The organism is [Clostridium] symbiosum (genome assembly GCA_036419695.1).
In the GTDB taxonomy this organism is placed as follows: Bacteria; Bacillota; Clostridia; order Lachnospirales; family Lachnospiraceae; genus Otoolea; species Otoolea symbiosa_A.
Map to the genome: position 1 here is coordinate 852,130 of CP143946.1, position 20,773 is coordinate 872,902.

The 20,773-nt window shown below is 48.6% G+C and carries 14 protein-coding genes and 2 riboswitches; of the genes, 10 read left to right on the forward strand and 4 right to left on the reverse strand.

Features of this window, described 5'->3' with window-relative positions:
- Positions 1 to 71 precede the first annotated feature (71 nt).
- Positions 72 to 599: a ribosome-associated translation inhibitor RaiA gene (gene raiA, locus V3C10_03895; GenBank protein WVP62981.1), complete on the reverse strand. Its 528-nt coding sequence runs from the start codon at positions 597 to 599 to the stop codon at positions 72 to 74.
- Positions 600 to 1,244: 645 nt separating this feature from the next.
- Between raiA and secA the strand changes: the two genes are divergently transcribed.
- The 8 genes from secA to V3C10_03935 all read left to right on the forward strand — a co-directional run bounded on the left by secA (position 1,245) and on the right by V3C10_03935 (position 12,375).
- Positions 1,245 to 3,902, forward strand: a complete 2,658-nt coding sequence (secA, locus tag V3C10_03900; GenBank protein ID WVP62982.1) for a preprotein translocase subunit SecA — start codon at positions 1,245 to 1,247, stop codon at positions 3,900 to 3,902.
- An 81-nt stretch (positions 3,903 to 3,983) separates the two neighbouring features.
- Positions 3,984 to 5,112, forward strand: a protein-coding gene (prfB, locus tag V3C10_03905; GenBank protein ID WVP62983.1) for a peptide chain release factor 2 whose coding sequence is annotated in 2 segments (ribosomal slippage) — positions 3,984 to 4,058 and positions 4,060 to 5,112 — 1,128 coding nt in all. Because the reading frame shifts where the segments join, the coding sequence is not laid out codon by codon here.
- A 276-nt stretch (positions 5,113 to 5,388) separates the two neighbouring features.
- Positions 5,389 to 5,536: riboswitch (cyclic di-AMP (ydaO/yuaA leader) on the forward strand.
- A 188-nt stretch (positions 5,537 to 5,724) separates the two neighbouring features.
- Positions 5,725 to 7,281, forward strand: a complete 1,557-nt coding sequence (gene nhaC, locus V3C10_03910) for a Na+/H+ antiporter NhaC (protein WVP62984.1) — start codon at positions 5,725 to 5,727, stop codon at positions 7,279 to 7,281.
- Positions 7,282 to 7,513: 232 nt separating this feature from the next.
- The gene (locus V3C10_03915; GenBank protein WVP62985.1) at positions 7,514 to 7,957 is read left to right on the forward strand and encodes an ACT domain-containing protein; all 444 of its coding nucleotides are present in this window, start codon (positions 7,514 to 7,516) and stop codon (positions 7,955 to 7,957) included.
- Positions 7,958 to 7,962: 5 nt separating this feature from the next.
- Positions 7,963 to 9,171 carry a homoserine dehydrogenase gene (locus tag V3C10_03920; protein ID WVP62986.1) on the forward strand — a complete coding sequence of 403 codons (1,209 nt, stop codon included), beginning with the start codon at positions 7,963 to 7,965 and terminating at the stop codon, positions 9,169 to 9,171.
- A 428-nt stretch (positions 9,172 to 9,599) separates the two neighbouring features.
- Positions 9,600 to 10,559 (forward strand): LysR family transcriptional regulator, encoded by a 960-nt coding sequence (locus V3C10_03925; protein ID WVP62987.1) that lies wholly within the window; start codon positions 9,600 to 9,602, stop codon positions 10,557 to 10,559.
- Positions 10,560 to 10,745: 186 nt separating this feature from the next.
- Entirely contained in the window at positions 10,746 to 11,954 is a 1,209-nt protein-coding gene (locus V3C10_03930; GenBank protein ID WVP62988.1) for an aspartate kinase, read from the forward strand.
- A gap of 64 nt (positions 11,955 to 12,018) precedes the next feature.
- Positions 12,019 to 12,375: a DUF2752 domain-containing protein gene (locus V3C10_03935; protein WVP62989.1), complete on the forward strand. Its 357-nt coding sequence runs from the start codon at positions 12,019 to 12,021 to the stop codon at positions 12,373 to 12,375.
- A gap of 142 nt (positions 12,376 to 12,517) precedes the next feature.
- Here V3C10_03935 and V3C10_03940 read toward each other — a convergent pair whose 3' ends face one another.
- The 3 genes from V3C10_03940 to pflA all read right to left on the reverse strand — a co-directional run bounded on the left by V3C10_03940 (position 12,518) and on the right by pflA (position 16,254).
- Positions 12,518 to 12,916 carry a DUF4190 domain-containing protein gene (locus V3C10_03940; GenBank protein ID WVP62990.1) on the reverse strand — a complete coding sequence of 133 codons (399 nt, stop codon included), beginning with the start codon at positions 12,914 to 12,916 and terminating at the stop codon, positions 12,518 to 12,520.
- Between the two features lie 336 nt (positions 12,917 to 13,252).
- Positions 13,253 to 15,496, reverse strand: coding sequence for a formate C-acetyltransferase (gene pflB / locus V3C10_03945; protein ID WVP62991.1), 2,244 nt, complete (start codon positions 15,494 to 15,496; stop codon positions 13,253 to 13,255).
- Entirely contained in the window at positions 15,481 to 16,254 is a 774-nt protein-coding gene (pflA, locus tag V3C10_03950) for a pyruvate formate-lyase-activating protein (protein WVP62992.1), read from the reverse strand. Before pflA ends, pflB begins: the two co-directional genes overlap by 16 nt.
- A 53-nt stretch (positions 16,255 to 16,307) precedes the next feature.
- Positions 16,308 to 16,388: riboswitch (ZMP/ZTP riboswitch) on the reverse strand.
- A 218-nt stretch (positions 16,389 to 16,606) separates the two neighbouring features.
- On the opposite strand from pflA, the gene V3C10_03955 reads away from it, so the two are divergent.
- The gene (locus V3C10_03955) at positions 16,607 to 18,751 is read left to right on the forward strand and encodes a Tex family protein (protein ID WVP62993.1); all 2,145 of its coding nucleotides are present in this window, start codon (positions 16,607 to 16,609) and stop codon (positions 18,749 to 18,751) included.
- A 445-nt stretch (positions 18,752 to 19,196) separates the two neighbouring features.
- On the forward strand, positions 19,197 to 20,732 hold the full coding sequence (locus V3C10_03960; protein ID WVP62994.1) for an AbgT family transporter: 1,536 nt from the start codon (positions 19,197 to 19,199) through the stop codon (positions 20,730 to 20,732).
- Positions 20,733 to 20,773 lie beyond the last annotated feature (41 nt).

A 20,773-nucleotide genomic window follows, 5' to 3' on the forward strand; every position in this document is an offset into this window, starting at 1 on the left:
TTGCTGTCTGTCCCATTTCACGTATGGGGCAGGCTTGTACCTCTTCTGTTTTCAAAGTTTCAGAGCGGATGTTAGAACTCCGGCTCGATCAGTCCGTAGGTGTTGCCTTTTCTCTTGTAAACTACATTGACCTGCTCGGTCTCGGAGTTTAAGAATACGTAGAATGCATGTCCGAGAAGTTCCATCTGAACACATGCCTCTTCGGGGTCCATCGGTTTCATGGCAAATCGTTTCACTTTGACAATCTTTACTTCATCATCGGATTCGTACTCTTCGTTCATAAAATAATCGGAGAAAGCGATGGCGGCCTGTTTTTTGTCGACAATCTTGTTCTTATATTTTTTGAGCTGGCGCTCGATAATTTCTTCTACCAAATCAATGGATACGTACATATCGTTACTTTCCTGCTCTGCACGGATAATAGTGCCTTTTACAGGGATGGTAACTTCAATTTTCTGACGTTCTTTTTCAACGCTTAATGTGACAATCGCTTCTGTGTCCTGATTGAAGTATCTTTCTAATTTGCCGATTTTCTCCTCAACTGCTGCCTTTAACCCCGGGGTAACATTAATATTTCTTCCAGTAATCTTATAACGCATACACATCGCTCCTTTTTCTTGGGATGTTTATAGTATACCACTTTTATTCGATAAATTCAATGATGAAAGTAAAATTGTCGAGACAATTATTGTTAATTTTTTCTAAAAAGTTTAAATTATTTATAGAAGAAACCATTGCAAAACGGCTTAAAACAAAGAAATTCTGTCAAGGCTAATCTTTGTATTTTTTGTCGAAATATGCAAGTTTATGAGATATACACAAAAAAAGGGATAGGGAACTTTGGATGGGGAAAGATGGTGATAAACATAAAAAAGATGTGGATAATGTGGATAAGTCGGTGTATAACTACTTTTTCCCCTAAAATGGACAAGGTACGGTGTGCATAACTTTTCAACATTTTCGACGAAATCGGTGTGGATAATGTGGACAACTGGGGAATAGAACAAGTTTTTTGTGCAATTTGCTAAGTTTACCATAATGTGACGAATTATGTCACTGTAAAAAAATGGATCCCGTTAATTGGATGTGGACAAAATGTAAAAAATTTATGAAGTCGTTGAATAAAACGCCTGTTAGTGTTAGAATAAGTAAGATTGTATAACTATAACTATGCAGTTTTGGCATGAATAGAAGAGCTTGCAATGATGATAATAGAAATAATGATAGAAATAGGAGAGTAAAGCATGAATCTGATAGAGAAAATGTTTGGAACTCACAGCGAGCGTGAATTAAAGATGATTTACCCCATTGTGGATAAAATCGTTGCTTTAAAACCTGAGATGGAAAAGCTGACGGATGAAGAACTGAAGGACAACACCAGAAAGTTCAGAGAGCGTCTGGAGAAGGGTGAAACATTGGACGACATCCTGCCGGAGGCATTTGCCACCATCAGAGAGGCAGCAAGGCGTGTCCTCAACATGGAACATTACCCGGTCCAGCTGATTGGTGGTATTGTTTTACATCAGGGACGTATTGCCGAGATGAAGACCGGTGAAGGTAAAACGCTTGTATCCACGGCTCCGGCATACCTGAATGCGCTGGCCGGAAAAGGTGTATTTATCGTAACGGTCAATGACTACCTGGCAAAACGAGATGCTGAGTGGATGGGTGAGGTCCACAGATTCCTGGGACTCTCCGTCGGCGTGGTTCTGAATTCCATGACGCCCGATGAGCGCCGTGCGGCATACAACTGCGATATTACCTATGTTACGAACAATGAACTCGGTTTCGACTACCTTCGTGACAACATGGCTATATATAAGGAACAGATGGTTTTAAGAAATCTGGACTATGCCATCATCGATGAGGTTGACTCCGTATTGATAGATGAGGCAAGAACACCGCTTATCATTTCCGGACAGAGCGGAAAATCTACAAAATTATATGAAGTCTGTGACATCCTGGCACGCCAGCTGGAACGCGGAGAAGAATCTGCGGAGTTTACGAAGATATCTGCTATTATGGGTGAGGAGATCGAGGAGACGGGTGATTTTATTGTCAACGAGAAGGATAAAGTAGTCAACCTGACCGAGCAGGGTGTTAAAAAGGTAGAGGAATTCTTTCATATTGAAAACCTTGCCGATCCTCAGAACCTGGAGATTCAGCATAACATCATCCTGGCGCTGCGTGCCAACAACCTGATGTTCCGCGATAAGGACTACGTTGTAAAAGATGATGAGGTCCTGATTGTAGATGAATTTACAGGACGTATCATGCCGGGACGCCGCTATTCCGACGGACTCCATCAGGCAATCGAAGCAAAAGAGCATGTCAATGTACGCCGGGAGAGCAGAACACTGGCTACGATTACATTCCAGAACTTCTTTAATAAATTTAAAAAGAAATCGGGTATGACCGGTACGGCCCAGACTGAGGAGAAGGAGTTCCGTAACATCTATCAGATGGACGTTATCGTGATTCCGACCAACCGGCCGGTAATCCGTATTGATAAAGACGATGCCGTTTATAAGACGAAGAAGGAGAAATTCCACGCAGTAGTGGACGAGGTGGTGGCAGCCCACGAGAAGGGACAGCCTGTCCTGGTCGGCACGATTACCATTGAGACCTCCGAACTTTTAAGCAAGATGCTGACAAGGCGCGGAATCAAGCATAAAGTACTGAATGCCAAGTTCCATGAACTGGAGGCTGAGATCGTGGCGGATGCCGGTGTTCACGGCGCCGTTACCATTGCCACCAACATGGCCGGCCGTGGTACGGATATCAAGCTGGATGACGAGGCGAAAGCCATCGGCGGACTTAAGATTATCGGTACGGAACGTCATGAATCCAGGCGTATTGACAACCAGCTGCGCGGACGTTCAGGACGTCAGGGAGACCCGGGTGAATCACGTTTCTATATTTCTCTGGAAGATGATCTGATGCGGCTCTTCGGTTCCGAGAAGCTGATGAGTATGTTCAATGCATTAGGCGTGCCGGAGAACGAGCAGATCGAGCACAAAATGCTGTCGAATGCCATTGAGAAAGCCCAGATGAAGATCGAGACCAATAACTACGGTATTCGTGAAAATCTGCTTAAATACGACGAAGTTATGAACGAGCAGCGTGAGGTTATCTACGACGAGCGCCGCCGCGTATTGAACGGTGAGAGCATGAGAACCGTAATTATGAAGATGATTACGGATATTGTAGAAAATGCAGTAGACCTGTCCATTTCTGATGACCAGGGGACGGAAGACTGGGATCTGACGGAACTGAACTCACTGCTGCTTCCGATTATTCCTCTTCCAACCATCGCATTAAACGATGACCAGAAGGATATGAAGAAGAACGAGTTAAAGCATATGCTGAAGGAAGCCGCCACAAAACTCTATGAAGAGAAGGAAGCGGAATTCCCGGAGGCAGAGCAGATCCGTGAGATCGAGCGCGTGATTCTCCTGAAGGTAATCGACGCCAAGTGGATGGCCCATATTGACGATATGGATCAGCTTCGCGAGGGCATCGGCCTCCAGGCATACGGCCAGAGAGATCCTCTTGTTGAGTACAAGATGAGCGGCTATGAGATGTTCGACAGCATGACTGCCGCAATCCGCGAAGACACAGTCCGTATCCTTTTCCACATCCGCGTGGAGCAGAAGGTAGAGCGTGAACCGGCTGCCAAGGTTACGGGAACGAATAAAGACGACAGCAGCGTTCAGGCTCCGAAAAAGCGCGAGGCAAAGAAGATTTATCCAAACGATCCGTGCCCATGCGGTTCCGGCAAGAAATTCAAGCAGTGCTGCGGCCGTAAGATCCTGCAGGAGATGAGTTCCAATCCGGAGCTTAAGAATAAGACGGTTCAGATGCAGATCCTTCCTCAGGGACAGAAGAAAGAGGAAAAATAATTAAGTCCTGATATTTAGTAAGTTTATCATGTTAATTTATGTTAAATATGTAAAAATATAAAATTGAAAGTGGGTGAAGCTATGGTTGAATTAGATCAATTCAAATATACGTTATCGACGTATGATAAAACTTTAGTGGAAGTGAGGGATTCACTTTGACCTGGATAACAAGGTAAAGCGAATCGATGAGCTGGACAAATCCATGGAGGAACCGGGATTCTGGGACGATCCGGACAGGTCCACAAAAACAGTAAAAGAAGCAAAGAATTTAAAAGATACGGTAGAAACTTACCGCCATCTGGAACAGCAGTACGAAGATATCCAGGTAATGATAGAGATGGGATACGAGGAGAACGATCCTGCGATGATCCCGGAAATTCAGGAGATGCTGGATGAATTTACCGGCAGCCTGGAGGACATCAGGACGAGAACTCTGCTTTCAGGGGAATATGATAACTGTAATGCCATATTGAAGCTGAATGCGGGAGCCGGAGGAACCGAGGCCATGGACTGGTGCAGTATGCTGTACCGCATGTACCAGAGGTGGGCCGACAAGAAAGGTTATACGACCGAGGTCCTGGACTTCCTGGACGGAGATGAAGCCGGAATTAAGTCCATTACGGTTCAGATTAACGGGGAGAATGCCTTCGGTTATCTGAAATCGGAGAAGGGCGTGCACCGTCTTGTACGTATTTCACCCTTCAATGCGGCAGGCAAGAGACAGACTTCGTTCGTGTCCTGCGACGTCATGCCTGATATCGAGGAAGATCTGGATATTGAGATTAACCAGGATGATCTGCGGATTGACACGTACCGGTCCAGCGGCGCCGGCGGGCAGCATATTAATAAGACGTCATCTGCTATTCGTATTACCCACCTTCCAACAGGAATCGTGGTACAGTGCCAGAATGAGCGTTCCCAGTTCCAGAATAAGGACAAGGCGATGCAGATGCTGAAGGCAAAGCTCTATCTGCTCAAGCAGCAGGAGAATGCGGATAAACTTTCCGACATCCGCGGTGACGTTAAGGATATCAACTTTGGAAACCAGATCCGTTCCTATGTGATGCAGCCGTACACACTGGTTAAGGATCACCGGACCAATGCCGAGAACGGCAACGTCAATGCCGTAATGGACGGGGACATCGATCTGTTTATCAGCGCATACCTGAAATGGATCAGCCTGAAGAACCAGGAAACTCCGGAGCAGTAAACCGCGGGGTTCAAGGTACAATATAATAATAGTTTGATAAACGGGAGGAAATGGGCCATGTGCCGTTCCTTCCGTTTTTGCGTAGTAATTGTTAATGATACTCAGATATATTTCGCGAAGCGATGTTTTTGCCGCCTCTGTGCATCGCTCAGCGTGTTACCGGGCGCGGAGTGAATAGTAACCTATTTATTTAAGATTATATTAACTTTCAACAAAAATACTTGAATGTGGATTGTGGTTTTGTTAAAATTAACTAACAACAGAATATACAGCAGAAAACATATAACGCCGAATGCCAGCAGCCTGCAAACCGGGCGGCGGCAGCGGGAGAACCAATTTTTGGGGTGTATTCGCCTTTATGGCGATAGGGGACCTTCTTCCCCGAACCCGTCAGCTAATCTCGTAGGCGAAGGAAGGGGTAAGCGCATTTATGCGCCCTTGTCTGATGTCGGTGAGAGGCCCATAGGCGCGCCTTTCGTTTTTTAAAGTCATCCTTACGTTTCATGGACTGGAAAATCAGACAGAGTATTCAACCTGCAGTAACCTTCGCCACTCGGTATATCCGGGTGCTTTTTTGTTTTCTGTGAGTTTTCAGTGAAGGAGAGATTGAATATGAAGATGAAAACAAAAAGAGAGCCGGGAACCCCCGGTCTGTTATTATCCGCCTCTGTTCTTGCCGTGATAGCCGTGGTCCTTACGGTGGGAATCACCTTGGGAGTTGCCACAATCCCGCTTCTGGTAGTCAATATTTTCCTCGTCCTTATGATCTCCATGCTGGCCGGATACCGCTATGCGGATTTGGAGCAGGGGATGATGGGCGGCGTGAAACGGGCCATGGATTGTGTCATGATTCTCCTGTTCGTAGGACTCCTGATCGGCGCGTGGATTAAATGCGGCACGGTTCCCATGCTGATCTACTACGGCCTGGGGATTATTACACCAGGGATGCTGCTTCCGCTGACCTTTATCATGTGTTCCCTTTTGTCAATCTGTATCGGCTCCTCCTGGGGGACGGCGGGAACCGTTGGTGTGGCCTGTGTCAGCATCGGAGCCAGCATGGGAATTCCGGTGGCTCTGGTTGCCGGCGCAGTCATATCCGGCTCAATTCTCGGAGATAAGCTTTCTCCGCTGTCCGATTCAACCATCCTGGCCTCCAGCGCCAGCGATATCAATATTTATTACCACGTGCGCTCTATGCTGTATACAACGGGGCCGTCTTTTCTCATCAGCCTTGTGATTTTCTATTTTCTCGGAAGTAAATACGCACAGGTTGCTTTGGATCAGACCGTTCTCGATTCGGTGAGAAGCGGGCTGGCAGGACTTTACAATTTCAACATTCTGCTTTTGATTCCCATTATCCTTATTGTCGTGCTCAGCCTTAAGAAGGTTTCCGCCATCCTGGCCATCCTGATTTCGGGCTTTACGGGACTTGTACTTGCCATGGTGGTTCAGCATGCGGGAGTGGCGGAAGTGCTGTCTGTTATTTTTAACGGCGTTAAGGTGGACACAGGGATGGAGATTGTGGACACAATGCTGAGTAAGGGAGGAATATCCTCCATGATGTCGACCATCTGTACCGCGGTGCTCGCCCTGGGACTGGGCGGGATACTGAGTGAAGCGGGATTCCTGCACGTAATCGTAGCGAGGATTACAAAGACGGTCAAATCGGATACGGCCACCATCCTGGTTACTCTGGTATGCGGAATTTTCACGGTCATGGTAGTTACAAATTTTTATGTCTCCGCAGTTCTGATGGGGACAATGTTTAAAGAGATTTACGATGAGAGGCAGATTCACAGAAGCGTTCTCTCCAGAACTATTGAGGAGGCCAACACCATTATCCTGCCTCTCGTGCCCTGGAATACGAGCTGCATCTATTACATGGGGCTGTTTGGGTTTACGACTCTGAGCTTTGCACCGTATGTTGTGTTTGCCTATGTGAATATCGCCGTCAGCATTATCTGCGCGGTTGCCGGCATCTTTATCTTTAAGGCGGTTCCCGGCAATGATGCGGAGGCTGTCTGGAAAATCAGGGGCAGTAGTAAGGGAAGTTCCCCGACGCTGGAACCGGAGCCGTCACTCTGCGCCGAAGCGGCTGTTCTGATGGAGGAATCGGCTGCTGCACTGGTATCCCTGGGCTCACAGACAGGAGACACTGTTCTTGAATAGAACAAGGGCGGTTTATTATTATGAATGATTTCCTCGATTTTAAGAGAGAAAACGGCTTTTTATGGTTGTTTTCTCTCTTTTGTATTGCATAAAAAACAATAATCATGGATAAAAACCACAAAATCCTGAAAAAAGATATTGCACCTGCATTTTAAATGTGTTAATATCTTTGCTATGAATACAAATGTATTTCACAAGCATACACAATGGGATACAGCGCAGGGGAGTGAATATGGAAGAGCAGACAAAATATTTTGTGTTAAAACAAAAAGCAGTACCTGAAGTTCTGCTGAAGGTGGTCGAAGCAAAAAAGCTGATTGAATCGGAGCGGGCCATCACGATACAGGAAGCCACTGAGAAAGTGGGAATCAGCAGAAGTTCTTTCTACAAGTACAAAGATGATATTTTCCCATTTTACGACAATGCAAAGGGAAAAACAATTACGCTGGTGCTGCAGATGGACGATGAACAGGGGCTGTTGTCGGATCTTCTCCACACGGTGGCGGTTTATAAGGCGAATATCCTGACCATTCATCAGAGTATTCCGGTCAATAATGTGGCTTCGCTTACTCTGAGCGTGGAAGTCAGGCCGGATACCGGCAATATTTCCAGGATGGTTGAGGAAATGGAAGAGAAAAATGGCGTTCATTACGTCAAAATAATAGCCAGGGAGTAGAGATTATGATTCAGGTAGCGGTAATGGGATATGGAACGATTGGTTCCGGTGTCGTGGAAGTATTAGAGACAAACAGAGAGATAATCAAAAAGAAGACAGGCCAGGACATTGTCGTAAAATACATACTGGATCTGCGTGAATTCGCGGGTGATCCTCATGAAGGCCTGATTGTGCATGATTTTTCCATTATAGAAAAAGACGAGGAAGTGGGAATTGTCGTGGAAGCCATGGGCGGTGTGAACCCTGCCTATGCATTTGCAAAAGCCTGCCTGCTTGCCGGAAAACAGGTGGTTACGTCCAACAAGGCGCTGGTAGCGGCGCACGGGACGGAGCTTCTTCAGATTGCCAGGGACAAAAATATTAATTTTCTGTTCGAGGCCAGTGTCGGCGGCGGAATTCCGATTATCCGCCCCATGGTCCAGTGCCTGGCGGGAGAGCAGATTCTGGAAATCAGCGGCATCCTGAACGGGACGACCAACTTTATCCTCAGCAAGATGGACAGAGAGGGCCAGACATTTGAGGAGGCGCTTAAGAAAGCCCAGGAACTGGGATATGCCGAGCGGAATCCCGAGGCCGATGTGGAAGGATACGACACCTGCCGGAAAATAACGATTCTCACGTCTCTGGCTCTCCAGAAGGAAGTCAATTACGAAGAGGTGTATACGGAAGGAATTACGAAGATTACCGATACAGACTTTAAGTACGCGGCAAAGATGGGAACCTCCGTCAAGCTGTTCGGAAGCAGCCGTATGGTCGACGGTAAAACCAGCGTATTTGTCTGCCCGATGATGATCGGCAGGGATCACCCTCTCTATGGAGTGAGCGATGTATTTAACGCGGTGATGGTCCGCGGTAACATGGTTGGAACGCTGATGTTCTATGGAAGCGGAGCAGGAAAACTGCCGACCGCCAGCGCAGTGGTTGCCGATATCATGGAGGCGTCCTGCCATATGGCCGACAATGTGCCTCTCGGCTGGACCGGTGAAAAACAGGAACTGTCTGAAGTGAAGGAAATGAAATTCAGGTATTTTATCCGTTTTGCAGGAACTGTGGAGGAAAAACTGGCCGATGTGGAGGCCTCTTTTGGCAAATCGGAGGTGATCGAGCTGCCGGATATGGATGAATTCGCCGTTCTGACCGGTGAGATGACCGAATCCAGGTATCGGAAGGTGGCTGCCGCTTTTGGGGATATCCGCCAGATGATCCGCGCTTAGGGAACTGCCGGTGCGGAGGCAGTTATGATGAAAGATGATACGAAAATACCTGATGAATAAAAGATATAAGAATCAGTATTAGAATGATATAAAAGACTGATATATAAGAATGAGTCAGAAGATTGAGATATAAGAAAAAGATTTAATATAGGAATGAGATTTAAAAATAGGACAGAGAAAGCTCATATTTACCTTTGCGGTAGATATGGGCTTTTTGTTGGTGAGTGGCAATGAAAAGTTCGCGAAGCGTGCTTTTCGTTGTTACGCGGAGCATTTTACCAGAGCGGAGGGTGTGGGAATTTTAAAAAATGGCAGGGAGATGCTTTAGAAGAACTTTCGATTGGATCAATGATCTTTAATCTGATATAATATTAACATAATGGGGTGATATATCATCTTATACAAAATATAAAGGAGTGGTGAGCAGAATGGAACCAGTTGAAGTAAGGGATATGCTGTATATTCTGGCGGTCTGTGAAGAGCGGAGCTTTTCGCGGGCGGCGGAAAAGTATTATATCACGCAGCCGGCGCTCAGTAAGATTGTGAAACGGGTGGAGGGGAATCTGGGAACACAGATATTTGACCGTGGCTCCGTACCGCTTAAAGTGACGCCGGAAGGTGAAGTCTTTGTGGAATATTTCCGAAAGATGCAGGAGATTCAGGAAGAAATAGAATCGTACTGCAATGAAATGCGCCGCCATCGGAAATCCGATTTAAATATCGGCGCCCCGTCTTTTTTCTGTACCTACGTTCTTCCGCCGCTGGTCGCGGCATTCAGGCTGGAAAATCCTGGTATCAACATCAAACTGATCGAGACAAACGACAGTGATTTGAGAAAATTCCTTCAGGCCGGAATCGTGGATTTGGGTATCTCGGTAGAGCCCAATATGCCGTCTAAATTTAATTCCATCGTTCTGAAAAAAGAAAATATTATACTGGCGGTCCCCAGCGCATTGGAGATTAATGAAAAACTCCGGCGGCAGGCCGTCTGCTATGGGGATATCTGCAACGGCCGTTTTCTGGCCCCTGATTTACCGAGCGTACCGATGGAAGTATTTGCAAAAGAGAATTTCCTGTTCCTAAAGAGAGGAAATGATATGCATCGGCGTGGTCTAAAGATCTGTCGTGACGCCGGATTCGAACCGACCATCGTGATGGAGATGGATCAGCTTATCAGTGCATACTATCTTGCCGGAACAGGTTCGGGAATCACGTTTATCAGGGCCAGCATCCCCTATTATGTGGGACCGTCGGAAGAGCTGACCTTCTATAAGATTGCCCATCCGGATACGAGCCGTGAACTGAGAGCCTATTATAACAGCGATGAGTGTACCGAGCTGCAGAAAATATTTGTCGAATATCTGAAGAACAGTCCGATGCCGGGGTAAGTTCTGTCCTCTCCGCAATGAGAGAATATTTGACACCGTGATATTTTTGTTATAAAATAAAAATTCAAAACATTACTGTTCACACCGGACGGATTTTTAAGTACTATGTCACTGTTTGCGGCGAAGCTGCTCTCTGGCTGCGATGTGGATAATAATTTCTAAACTACACAGGAGGACGGGCAATTTATGCTGGTCGTGAAAAAATTCGGAGGCAGTTCTGTAGCCGATAAAGAGAAGATTTTCAATGTGGCGAGGCGCTGCATTGAGGATTATGAGAAAGGTTATGACGTGGTGGTGGTACTTTCCGCCATGGGAAAGACGACGGATGGCCTGCTTGAAAAGGCACATGAGATTACGGAAACCCCGTCGAAACGTGAGATGGACATGCTTCTGGTGACAGGAGAGCAGATTTCTGTAGCGCTTATGGCGATGGCGTTTCAGTCGCTGGGGGTTCAGGCGGTTTCCCTCAATGCGTCCCAGGTGGCGATGAGGACCACATCCGCTTATGGACAGGCAAAGCTCAAGAGAATCGAGACGGAGAGAATCCGGAATGAACTGGATGCCAGGAAGATTGTTGTAATCACAGGTTTCCAGGGAATTAATAAATACGATGATATGACGACTCTGGGAAGGGGCGGTTCGGACACGACGGCGGTTGCGCTGGCGGTTGCCCTTCACGCCGACCTCTGCGAGATTTATACAGACGTGGACGGCGTTTATACGGCGGATCCGAGGATTGTTCCAAATGCGAGGAAGCTCTCGGAGGTTTCATACGACGAGATGCTGGAATTTGCATCCCTGGGCGCGAAGGTTCTGCACAACCGTTCGGTGGAGATGGCCAAACGGTACGGAGTAAAACTGATGGTCCTTTCCAGTATGACCAGAGCGGAAGGTACGATCATTAAGGAGAAAACCACTATGGAGAAGATGTTGGTAAGCGGTGTGGCCGCAGATAAAAATACAGCCAGAGTTTCTGTGCTTGGTGTGAGTGATGAACCGGGAATCGCTTTCCGGCTGTTCAATCTTCTGGCCAGACATCAGATTAACGTAGATATTATTATTCAGTCTGTGGGGCGTGACAATAAGAAGGATATCTCCTTCACGGTGGCCCGCACGGATTTACAGGAGACGCTGGAACTTATTAATGTTCACCTCGAGATGCTGACGGCCCAGTCGGTCAGCTCCGACGACACGGTGGCAAAGATTTCAATTATCGGAGCCGGAATGACAAGTAACCCCGGTGTTGCGGCGAAGATGTTCGAAGCGATGTCCAGTGCGAATATCAATATCAAGATGATTGCCACCTCCGAGATCCGTATCACGGTTCTGATTGACGAGGTGGATACAAACCGGGCGATGCGCGTGGTACATGACGCATTTGCGCTCGCTGATTAAGGAAGAAGACCGGCCGGTCCGGCCCTGTTCATTGTCTGGCGCGTTCCGGTGAGGAGACGAAAGAATGAGAATTTTAGCAGAGCTTATTGAAAGCGTCAGCCAGGGCATCTATCCCTGCCTGTTCCATGTGGTGACGGGAGCGTACTGTCCCGGTTGCGGAGGAACCAGGGCGTTTTTGGCGCTGCTTCACGGGCGGGTGGCGGACAGTATCTGGCTTAACCCGCTTGTACTGTATATGGCGGTGTCCATTCCCTCTTTTTTACTGTACCGTTTTTACTGCATGCGGAAAAAGAAGGCGCTGCGCCCTGCGGTTTGGATGACGGTGCTGTTCATCGGAATTGCGATTCTGGTTGTCAATTTTGTTGTAAAAAATTATTACCTGCTGGTGAGACATGTGGATTTACTGGCCGGGATATACTGATGTAAAAAGGCACACATTACGGTTAAACCGCGGTGTGTGCCTTTTTTTTGCATATATTGTTGTTGAGCGGCAATGAAAAGTTCGCGAAGCGTGCTTTTCGTTGTTTACTGAGCCTGTCGTCGGATTTTATTATGCGGCAGTGTTACTGCGCATTCTGGTACTGCTCCAGTATCTGGTCGAACATGGAAGACATCTGCGGATCGCGGAGCATGAAATTAACTGCAATCATATACAGGCCTTCGGCTACGCCAAGCACCAGTGCAAGAATGCCTAATACAAGTCCTGCAATGGCCATGCCGGTAAACGGTTCTCCTTTTCTCGAAAGAAAGGAAAGGACAATAGCAGCTACGCCCAGGATAATTGATAAGGGAAATGCAATACAGGCGCAGAGAGAAAGAACACCGATAATACCGCAGATCAGGGAAACCGTGGCCATGCCGTTGGGCTGCTTCGGCGGTCCGCCTGCGGGATTGCCTCCCTGATTCCGGCCGTTCCCGGGTCCGTTATTATATTGGTTATCATTGCTGTCATAATAATCCATGATTAAAACCTCCTTTGTATCCTAATGATTGTAACATGGTTTTATTTGGTTGTCCAGAGAACGGTGGGGTGGAAAAAGGGAAATATTGTGGTTTGGGTTACTGTTCACGGGCAGTATTCCGCGAGGTGTTTTTTGTGAGTGGAGCAAAGCGAAAGTCACAGAAAACCCGAGGGTTACGGCGCGACGCAACGAAAAGTGCGCGATGCGGACTTTTCATTACAATCAACGGTGCTTTTTGCCGTTTCTGTGCATCGCGAAGCGTGTTGCTGGGCACGGAGTGAACAGTAACTGGTTTGGGGTGATATATCCCGCGTACATTTCGCGCCTGAAAGACAGTTACATCTGTTCATGGAAGGTGCGTTTGATTACCTCCAGCTGCTGCTCCCGGGTGAGACGGTTAAAGTTGACTGCATAGCCGGAAACGCGGATCGTTAAGGTCGGGTATTCCTCCGGGTGTTCCATGGCATCCATGAGAACCCGGCGGTTCATTACATTGACGTTAAGGTGGTGGGCACCCTGAATAAAATATCCGTCCAGGATGGAAACAAGGTTTTTAGTCCGCTCGTCCGGTGACTTCCCCAGTGCATCGGGTATAATGGAAAATGTGTTGGAGACGCCGTCCTGGCAGACGGCTCTGTAGGGGAGCTTTGCCACGGAATTCAGGGAGGCCAGGGCGCCGTTCTCGTCACGGCCGTGCATGGGATTCGCACCGGGGGCAAATGGTTCACCTGCTTTGCGGCCGTCCGGAGTGGCTCCCGTTTTCTTTCCATACATGACATTGCTGGTAATGGTGAGGGCGGAAAGCGTGTGGACGGCATTCCGGTACAGGGCGTGTTTCTTCAGTTCCCCGGAGAAAAAGGCCATAAGCTCTACCGCAATATCGTCCACCCTGTCGTCGTCATTGCCGTACTTTGGATAACTTCCTTCCACCTCAAAGTCTACGGCAATTCCGTTTTCATTCCGGATTGGCTTAACAATGGCAAATTTGATGGCGGAGAGGGAGTCTGCGGCGATGGAGAGTCCTGCGACCCCAAAAGCGGCCAGCCGTTCCACCAGGGTGTCGTGTAGGGCCATTTGGCTGGCTTCGTAGGCATATTTGTCATGCATATAGTGGATGATATTGATTGTATCCACGTACAGACCGGCAACATAGGAGAGTACTTTCTTATAGTTTCCAAGCACTTTCGGATAATCGAGAATCTCATCGGTATCCAGGGGGATTTCGGGAATGACACGAAGGCCCTTATTCTCATCGATTCCCCCGTTAATTGCATACAGCAGACTTTTGGCAAGATTGGCCCTGGCTCCGAAAAACTGCATCTGTTTTCCAACTGCCATTGCCGAAACACAGCAGGCGATACAGTAATCGTCGCCGTACAGGGGGCGCATCAGCTCATCATTTTCGTATTGTAGGGAGTCGGTGGAAATGCTCAACCGCGAGCAGTATTCTTTAAACGGACCGGGCAGGCTGCCGCTCCACAGCACGGTCAGGTTGGGTTCCGGGGCAGTTCCCAGGTTCGTCAGCGTATGGAGATAACGGAACGTGGTACGGGTGACCAGCGTGCGGCCGTCTACCCCCATTCCGCCGAGGGCCTCCGTAACCCAGGTGGGATCGCCGCCGAAGAGTTCATTATATTCCGGTGTGCGCAGATGGCGCACAAGGCGCAGCTTGATAATGAACTGGTCAATCAGCTCCTGGGCGCCTGCTTCATCCAGTATTCCCAAATCGAGGTCCCGTTTAATATAGATGTCCAGGAAGGTCGCGGTTCTGCCCAGACTGGTGGCTGCGCCGTTATTTTCCTTGATTCCGGCCAGATAGGCCAGGTACAGGTTCTGCACGGCCTCCCTGGCACTGCCGGCGGGGCGACGGATGTCACAGCCATATGTTTCCGCCATTTCCGCCATCTCGTCCAGTGCCCGGATCTGCATACGGACCTCCTCCCTGAGACGGATTCTTTCATCCGTCATGGCTCCGTCCAGCATATCCAGATCTTTTTCTTTCTCCTCAATCAGAAAATCGGTGCCATAAAGGGGAATGCGGCGGTAGTCACCCACAATACGGCCGCGCCCGTAGGCATCCGGCAGACCGGTGAGCAGTCCGGCCGAACGGGCCAGCCGGGTGCGTTCGGGATAGGCGTCAAACACACCGTCATTGTGGGTTTTCCGGTACAGCCGGAAATGTTTTTGGATCTCCGGGTTCAACTGGTATCCATACTGTTCAAGGGCCTGGTTGGCGGTGCGGATACCGCCGAACGGATTGACAATCCGCTTTAAAGGAGCGTCGGTCTGCAAACCTACAATCACTTCATTTTCCCTGTCAATATAACCGGGAGCAAAATGGTTGATGCCGGAAACAACATTTGTTTCCACATCGATAATGCCCTTTTTCACTTCCTCCACAATCAGGGCATGCGCCTTTTCCCAGACTTTCAGCGTACGGCCGGTCGGAGGCGCCAGAAACGCGGCGTCTCCGGTGTAGGGCGTGTAGTTTTTCTGGATAAAATTGCGGACATTTACAAGATGGCGCCATTCTCCGGTGCGAAATCCTTCCCAGGCTTTACTATTTACATTGACAGGCATAATTGCTCCTCCGTTTTCTTAATGACTGTGGTATGCGGTGCGTTAATTGTAAGGCCGTTATTCATAACCTGCTGCCAACGGACCAGGGCTCCGGGCTCCATCGGCGGCACATGTTCCAGCGGACAGGGAATGCCAAGCGTATGATATTTGGACACTCCCAGTACATGGTAGGGCAGCAGTTCCACTTTCTCTACGCCGTGCAGCGTCCGGATAAAGTTCCAGAGTCCTGTAAAATGTTTTTCTCCGTCCGTTAGCCCGGGAACCGCCACATGGCGTATCCACAAAGGAACCCCGCTGCTCATGACGGCATCCAGAAAGCGCAGCGCCTCATCCGGCGACTTCCCCGTAACCTCCCGGTAACCTTTGTCCGTATAGTGTTTCACATCAAAAATAACAAGATCCGTGTTACCAAGAATTTCACGGTATCTGCCGATGCCGCATCCTGCGGTGTCGAGACAGGTGGAAATCCCCTCCTCCCTGCATAAAGACAACGTTTCCAGAAGAAAATCAGGTTGGAGCAGAGGCTCCCCGCCTGAAAAAGTTACGCCTCCCCGGGGACCGTAATAAGGCTTAAAGCGCTTAAGCCTCCGTATAACCTGCTCCGGTGTAAACGGCGTCCCTCCCTCTACGTTCCAGGTGTCGGGGTTATGGCAGTACCGGCACCGCAGCCGGCAGCCCTGTAAAAAGAGCACCGTCCTGATACCGGGTCCGTCAACCAGCCCCATAGATTCAATCGAATGAATATAACCGGGTGTCATGTGAAAAACCTCCTTTTCTCAGAAAAAAGATCAAAAAAAGCCGGCTGTCCAGGCTTTTCTGCCCAGACGGTCGGCCGGTTTTCGATCATACTCCACGTGGTCTTCCACTTGTTCCGTCAGTCATATGATCACCATATTTTTTTAATATAGCCAGTTAAAAGGAATTTGTCAAGAAAAATTAATCGAAGACTCGAGCAAAGACTCGAGCAAAGGGGATTTCCGCCACAGCCCAATCCGCCGCTGTAATCCCCCCTTATTCTCATCTTGCACCCTGATAAAGAATCCTGTATAATAATCTCGCACAGGAAAATAGTGGAACTGTTGGTGCTACGACATAAAGTGAGGAAACAGAATGGACATTATACAAATTTTAAAGGACGAGCTTCAGATTAACCGCAGCCAGGTAGAGGCCGCAGTCAAACTGATCGATGAAGGCAATACCATCCCTTTTATAGCACGTTACCGCAAGGAGGCCACCGGCTCCCTGAATGATGAGGTGCTGCGAAATCTGGACGAGAGGTTAAAATATTTAAGGAACCTGGAGGAGCGCAAAGCCCAGGTTATTAATTCCATACGTGAACAGGAAAAACTGACTCCGGAGCTGGAGAAGAAGATTCTGGCGGCGGCAACGCTGGTGGCTGTGGAGGATCTCTATCTTCCGTACAGGCCGAAGAGGAAGACAAGAGCCAGCATTGCGAAGGAAAAGGGGCTGGAGCCTCTTGCCAACCTGATCAGCCTGCAGATGGCGAAGACACCGATCCTTAAAGAGGCCGAGAAATATATTTCGGAGGAAAAAGGCGTCCCGACCGCAGCGGATGCGCTTAACGGGGCAAAGGATATTCTGGCGGAGCGGATTGCGGAGACGGCGGAATACAGAACCTATATCAGGAAGACCACGTTTCAGGAGGGCTCCCTCGACTCTTCGGCCCGGGATGAGAAGACGGAATCCGTCTATGAGATGTATTATAACTTTACTGAGCCGCTGAAAAAGACGGCCGGCCACCGGATTCTTGCCCTCAACAGGGGAGAAAAGGAGAAAATTCTGACGGTAAAGATTACTGCACCGGAGGAAAAGATACTCCGTTTTCTGGAAAAGAAAGTGATTACCAGGGACAATCCCGAGACATCGGACATTTTGAAGGAAGTGGCGGAGGACAGCTATAAGCGTCTGATTTCTCCTGCCATTGAGCGGGAAATCCGCAGTGAACTCACTGAAAACGCCGAGGCGGGAGCGATCAAGGTGTTTGGAAAGAACCTGGAGCAGCTTCTGATGCAGCCTCCAATCATGGGCCGTGTTGTCCTCGGATGGGATCCCGCATTCAGGACGGGCTGTAAACTGGCGGTGGTGGATGCCACCGGAAAAGTACTTGATACGGTGGTGATTTATCCGACAGCACCACAGAATAAAGTGGAGGAGTCCAAGAAAATCCTGAAAAACCTGATTAAGAAGTACGGTGTCTCCCTGATTTCCGTAGGAAACGGCACCGCGTCCAGAGAGTCGGAGCAGATTATTGTGGAACTCTTAAAGGAGATTCCGGAGCAGGTGCAGTATATTATCGTCAACGAGGCAGGCGCCTCCGTTTACTCCGCCAGCAAGCTGGCCACGGAAGAATTCCCGCAGTTTGACGTGGGACAGAGAAGCGCGGTTTCGATCGCCAGAAGACTCCAGGATCCTCTGGCCGAGCTGGTCAAGATCGATCCGAAATCCATCGGTGTGGGGCAGTACCAGCACGACATGAACCAGAAAAACCTGAGCGAGGCCCTTCAGGGCGTAGTGGAAGATTGTGTAAATAGGGTGGGCGTTGATTTAAACACCGCGTCGGCCTCCCTTTTGGAGTACATTTCCGGAATCAATAAGACAATTGCGAAAAATATCGTTGCCTACCGTGAGGAAAACGGTGTGTTTGAAAGCCGGAAAGGCCTTCTCAAGGTGGCCAAACTGGGACCGAAGGCATATGAACAGTGTGCCGGATTCATGAGGATCCAGGGGGGAAAGAATCCTCTGGACACGACCAGCGTGCATCCCGAGAGCTACAAGGCGGCCGAGGCGCTCCTGAAACGTCTCGGATATGATATCAATGAACTTTCATCAGGAGGAATTAAAGGAATCAGCAGAAAGGTGACGGACTATAAAAAGCTGTCCCAGGAACTGGAAATAGGCGAGATTACGCTGAGAGACATTGTAAGCGAGCTGGAGAAACCGGCCAGGGATCCGCGTGATGAGATGCCGAAGCCGATCCTCAGGACGGACGTTATGGATATGAAGGATTTGACACCCGGCATGGTGCTCAAGGGGACGGTCAGAAATGTCATCGATTTCGGCGCCTTTGTGGATATTGGCGTGCATCAGGACGGACTGGTACATATCTCCCAGATGACGGACCGGTATATTAAACATCCGCTGGAGGCGGTCAGTGTCGGCGATATCGTGGAAGTCAAAGTGCTGAGTGTGGATCTGGGTAAAAAGAGGATTTCCCTGACAATGAAAATAAAATAGTAACGGTTCAAAAGGTAGTATTCTGCGAGGAGTATTTATGCATGAAAATCCCGGGGTTGGCAGGTACGAAACAGCGTTTTCCGGTATTTCTGCGCATCGTGAAGCGGTAACCATAAATTAACGGAATCGTTACGAAAAATATGATTTCAGCGGTTCGGACCCTGCATTGGTCCGGACCGCTTTTAAATTGATAACGGCAGCCTGCAATTGCAACGGCGGATGATTGTTCACCCGCTTTACCAAAACAGGATTGGAGAACTTGAATTTTCTGCCGGTAAAGGGGAGCTGAATTGTCTTTGTAAAGCTGACAATTGTTTCGTAACATTGTTTCGTAACGTCTCATAAAAAACTTGTCATGTTCTGAAATTTTTGATACAATATCACAAAATGATGTATTATTATGCGAATTATCAAATAATATTATATCAGACAGGAGGGTAAGTATATGAGTAAAGAAAAAGGTAAAAAGAAGCTGCTTGACCGGATCCTGAACGGGATTGAAGTAGCGGGCAACAAGCTTCCCGACCCGGCGACGCTGTTCGTTCTTCTGGCGACACTCATCGTAGTGTTATCCGGTATTTTCAGCGCCATGGGGGTCACCGCAGTCCATCCGGGAACAGGAGAGACCTTATCGGTTGTCAATCTGTTTTCCAAAGCAGGCGTCCGCATGATGTGGAGCAAGGCGGTAACCAACTTTTCGGGATTCGCTCCGCTTGGAATGGTGCTTGTTGCGGTAATTGGTTCCGGTGCGGCTGAAAAGAGCGGTTTCCTGGCAGCGTTCATGCAGAAGATGCTTGGAAGCGCAGCGCCGGCGTTCGTAACATTTGTAATTATTTTTGTAGGAATCAACGGCAATATTGCCGGGGATGCGGCTTTCGTTGTGATGCCTCCTCTGGCGGCCATCATTTATCTTGGAATGGGAAGACATCCGCTTTTAGGTATGTTTACCGCATACGCCGGTGTGGCCGCAGGTTTCTGCGCCAACGTGGCCCTCGGACTTTCCGACGCCCTCGCCTACGGATATACGGAGGCGGCGGCCCAGATGATTGACCCAAATTATGTGGCTTCTCCCGCCATCAACTATTATTTCCTGATAGCCTCCTGTATCGTACTCTCGATCGTCGGAACAATCCTGACGGAAAAATTCATGGCGCCGCGTTTTGAGGGCCAGGACTTGAGTAAATATGAATATGATAAGGCGGCGGCTGAACTTTCTCCAAAACAGCATAAGGCCCTCAACCTGGCCGGCCTGTCTTTCGTAATTACGGTTGTGGTAATCATTGCAATGTGTCTCGGAAGCGATCCTGTTCTCGGCGACCCGGAAACAGGTTCCCTGATGGCCTCCACCTCTCCGTTTATGAGCGGAATTATTGTAACGGTATCCATCATTCTCTTTGTACCGGGCGCGGTATACGGATTTGCCTCCGGCAGATATAAGAATGACAAGGCGTTATTTGCAGACATCGTGGATGCGTTTAAAGATATGGCTCCATACATACTGCTGTGCTTCTTCTGTGCACAGTTTACAAACTACTTCAGCTGGAGCAACCTGGGAGCGATTATCGCCATCAAGGGCGCCGATCTGCTGACGGCAATGAACTTTACCGGTATTCCGTTACTCGTGGGTCTTGTCATTGTATCCTGTATCGTCAACCTGTTCATCGGTTCCGCATCGGCAAAATGGGCAATCCTGGCTCCCGTATTTGTACCGATGATGATGATCCTGGGATATGACCCCGCGGTTACACAGGTGGCATACAGAATCGGTGACTCCATCACCAACCCTCTGTCACCGCTGTTCTATTATTTCCCGCTGATCCTCGGATTTGCCAGAAGATATGAGAAAGATACGGGTATGGGAACAATTATAGCCAATATGATTCCTTATTCCGTGACCTTTACGGTAACATGGCTTATTTTGCTGGTAATCTGGGCAATGTTCAACCTGCCCCTGGGTCCTGGCGGCGGAATCTTTTTATAGTAAAAAATCCGGAGACGGAAGAAAGGCGGGAAAAACCTTCT

Bases quoted from the DNA above. Each gene is read 5' to 3' on its own strand.
- raiA (WVP62981.1), bottom strand. From the start codon at position 599: ATGCGTTATAAGATTACTGGAAGAAATATTAATGTTACCCCGGGGTTA.
- secA (WVP62982.1), top strand. From the start codon at position 1,245: ATGAATCTGATAGAGAAAATGTTTGGAACTCACAGCGAGCGTGAATTA.
- nhaC (WVP62984.1), top strand. From the start codon at position 5,725: ATGAAGATGAAAACAAAAAGAGAGCCGGGAACCCCCGGTCTGTTATTA.
- V3C10_03915 (WVP62985.1), top strand. From the start codon at position 7,514: ATGGAAGAGCAGACAAAATATTTTGTGTTAAAACAAAAAGCAGTACCT.
- V3C10_03920 (WVP62986.1), top strand. From the start codon at position 7,963: ATGATTCAGGTAGCGGTAATGGGATATGGAACGATTGGTTCCGGTGTC.
- V3C10_03925 (WVP62987.1), top strand. From the start codon at position 9,600: ATGGAACCAGTTGAAGTAAGGGATATGCTGTATATTCTGGCGGTCTGT.
- V3C10_03930 (WVP62988.1), top strand. From the start codon at position 10,746: ATGCTGGTCGTGAAAAAATTCGGAGGCAGTTCTGTAGCCGATAAAGAG.
- V3C10_03935 (WVP62989.1), top strand. From the start codon at position 12,019: ATGAGAATTTTAGCAGAGCTTATTGAAAGCGTCAGCCAGGGCATCTAT.
- V3C10_03940 (WVP62990.1), bottom strand. From the start codon at position 12,916: ATGGATTATTATGACAGCAATGATAACCAATATAATAACGGACCCGGG.
- pflB (WVP62991.1), bottom strand. From the start codon at position 15,496: ATGCCTGTCAATGTAAATAGTAAAGCCTGGGAAGGATTTCGCACCGGA.
- pflA (WVP62992.1), bottom strand. From the start codon at position 16,254: ATGACACCCGGTTATATTCATTCGATTGAATCTATGGGGCTGGTTGAC.
- V3C10_03955 (WVP62993.1), top strand. From the start codon at position 16,607: ATGGACATTATACAAATTTTAAAGGACGAGCTTCAGATTAACCGCAGC.
- V3C10_03960 (WVP62994.1), top strand. From the start codon at position 19,197: ATGAGTAAAGAAAAAGGTAAAAAGAAGCTGCTTGACCGGATCCTGAAC.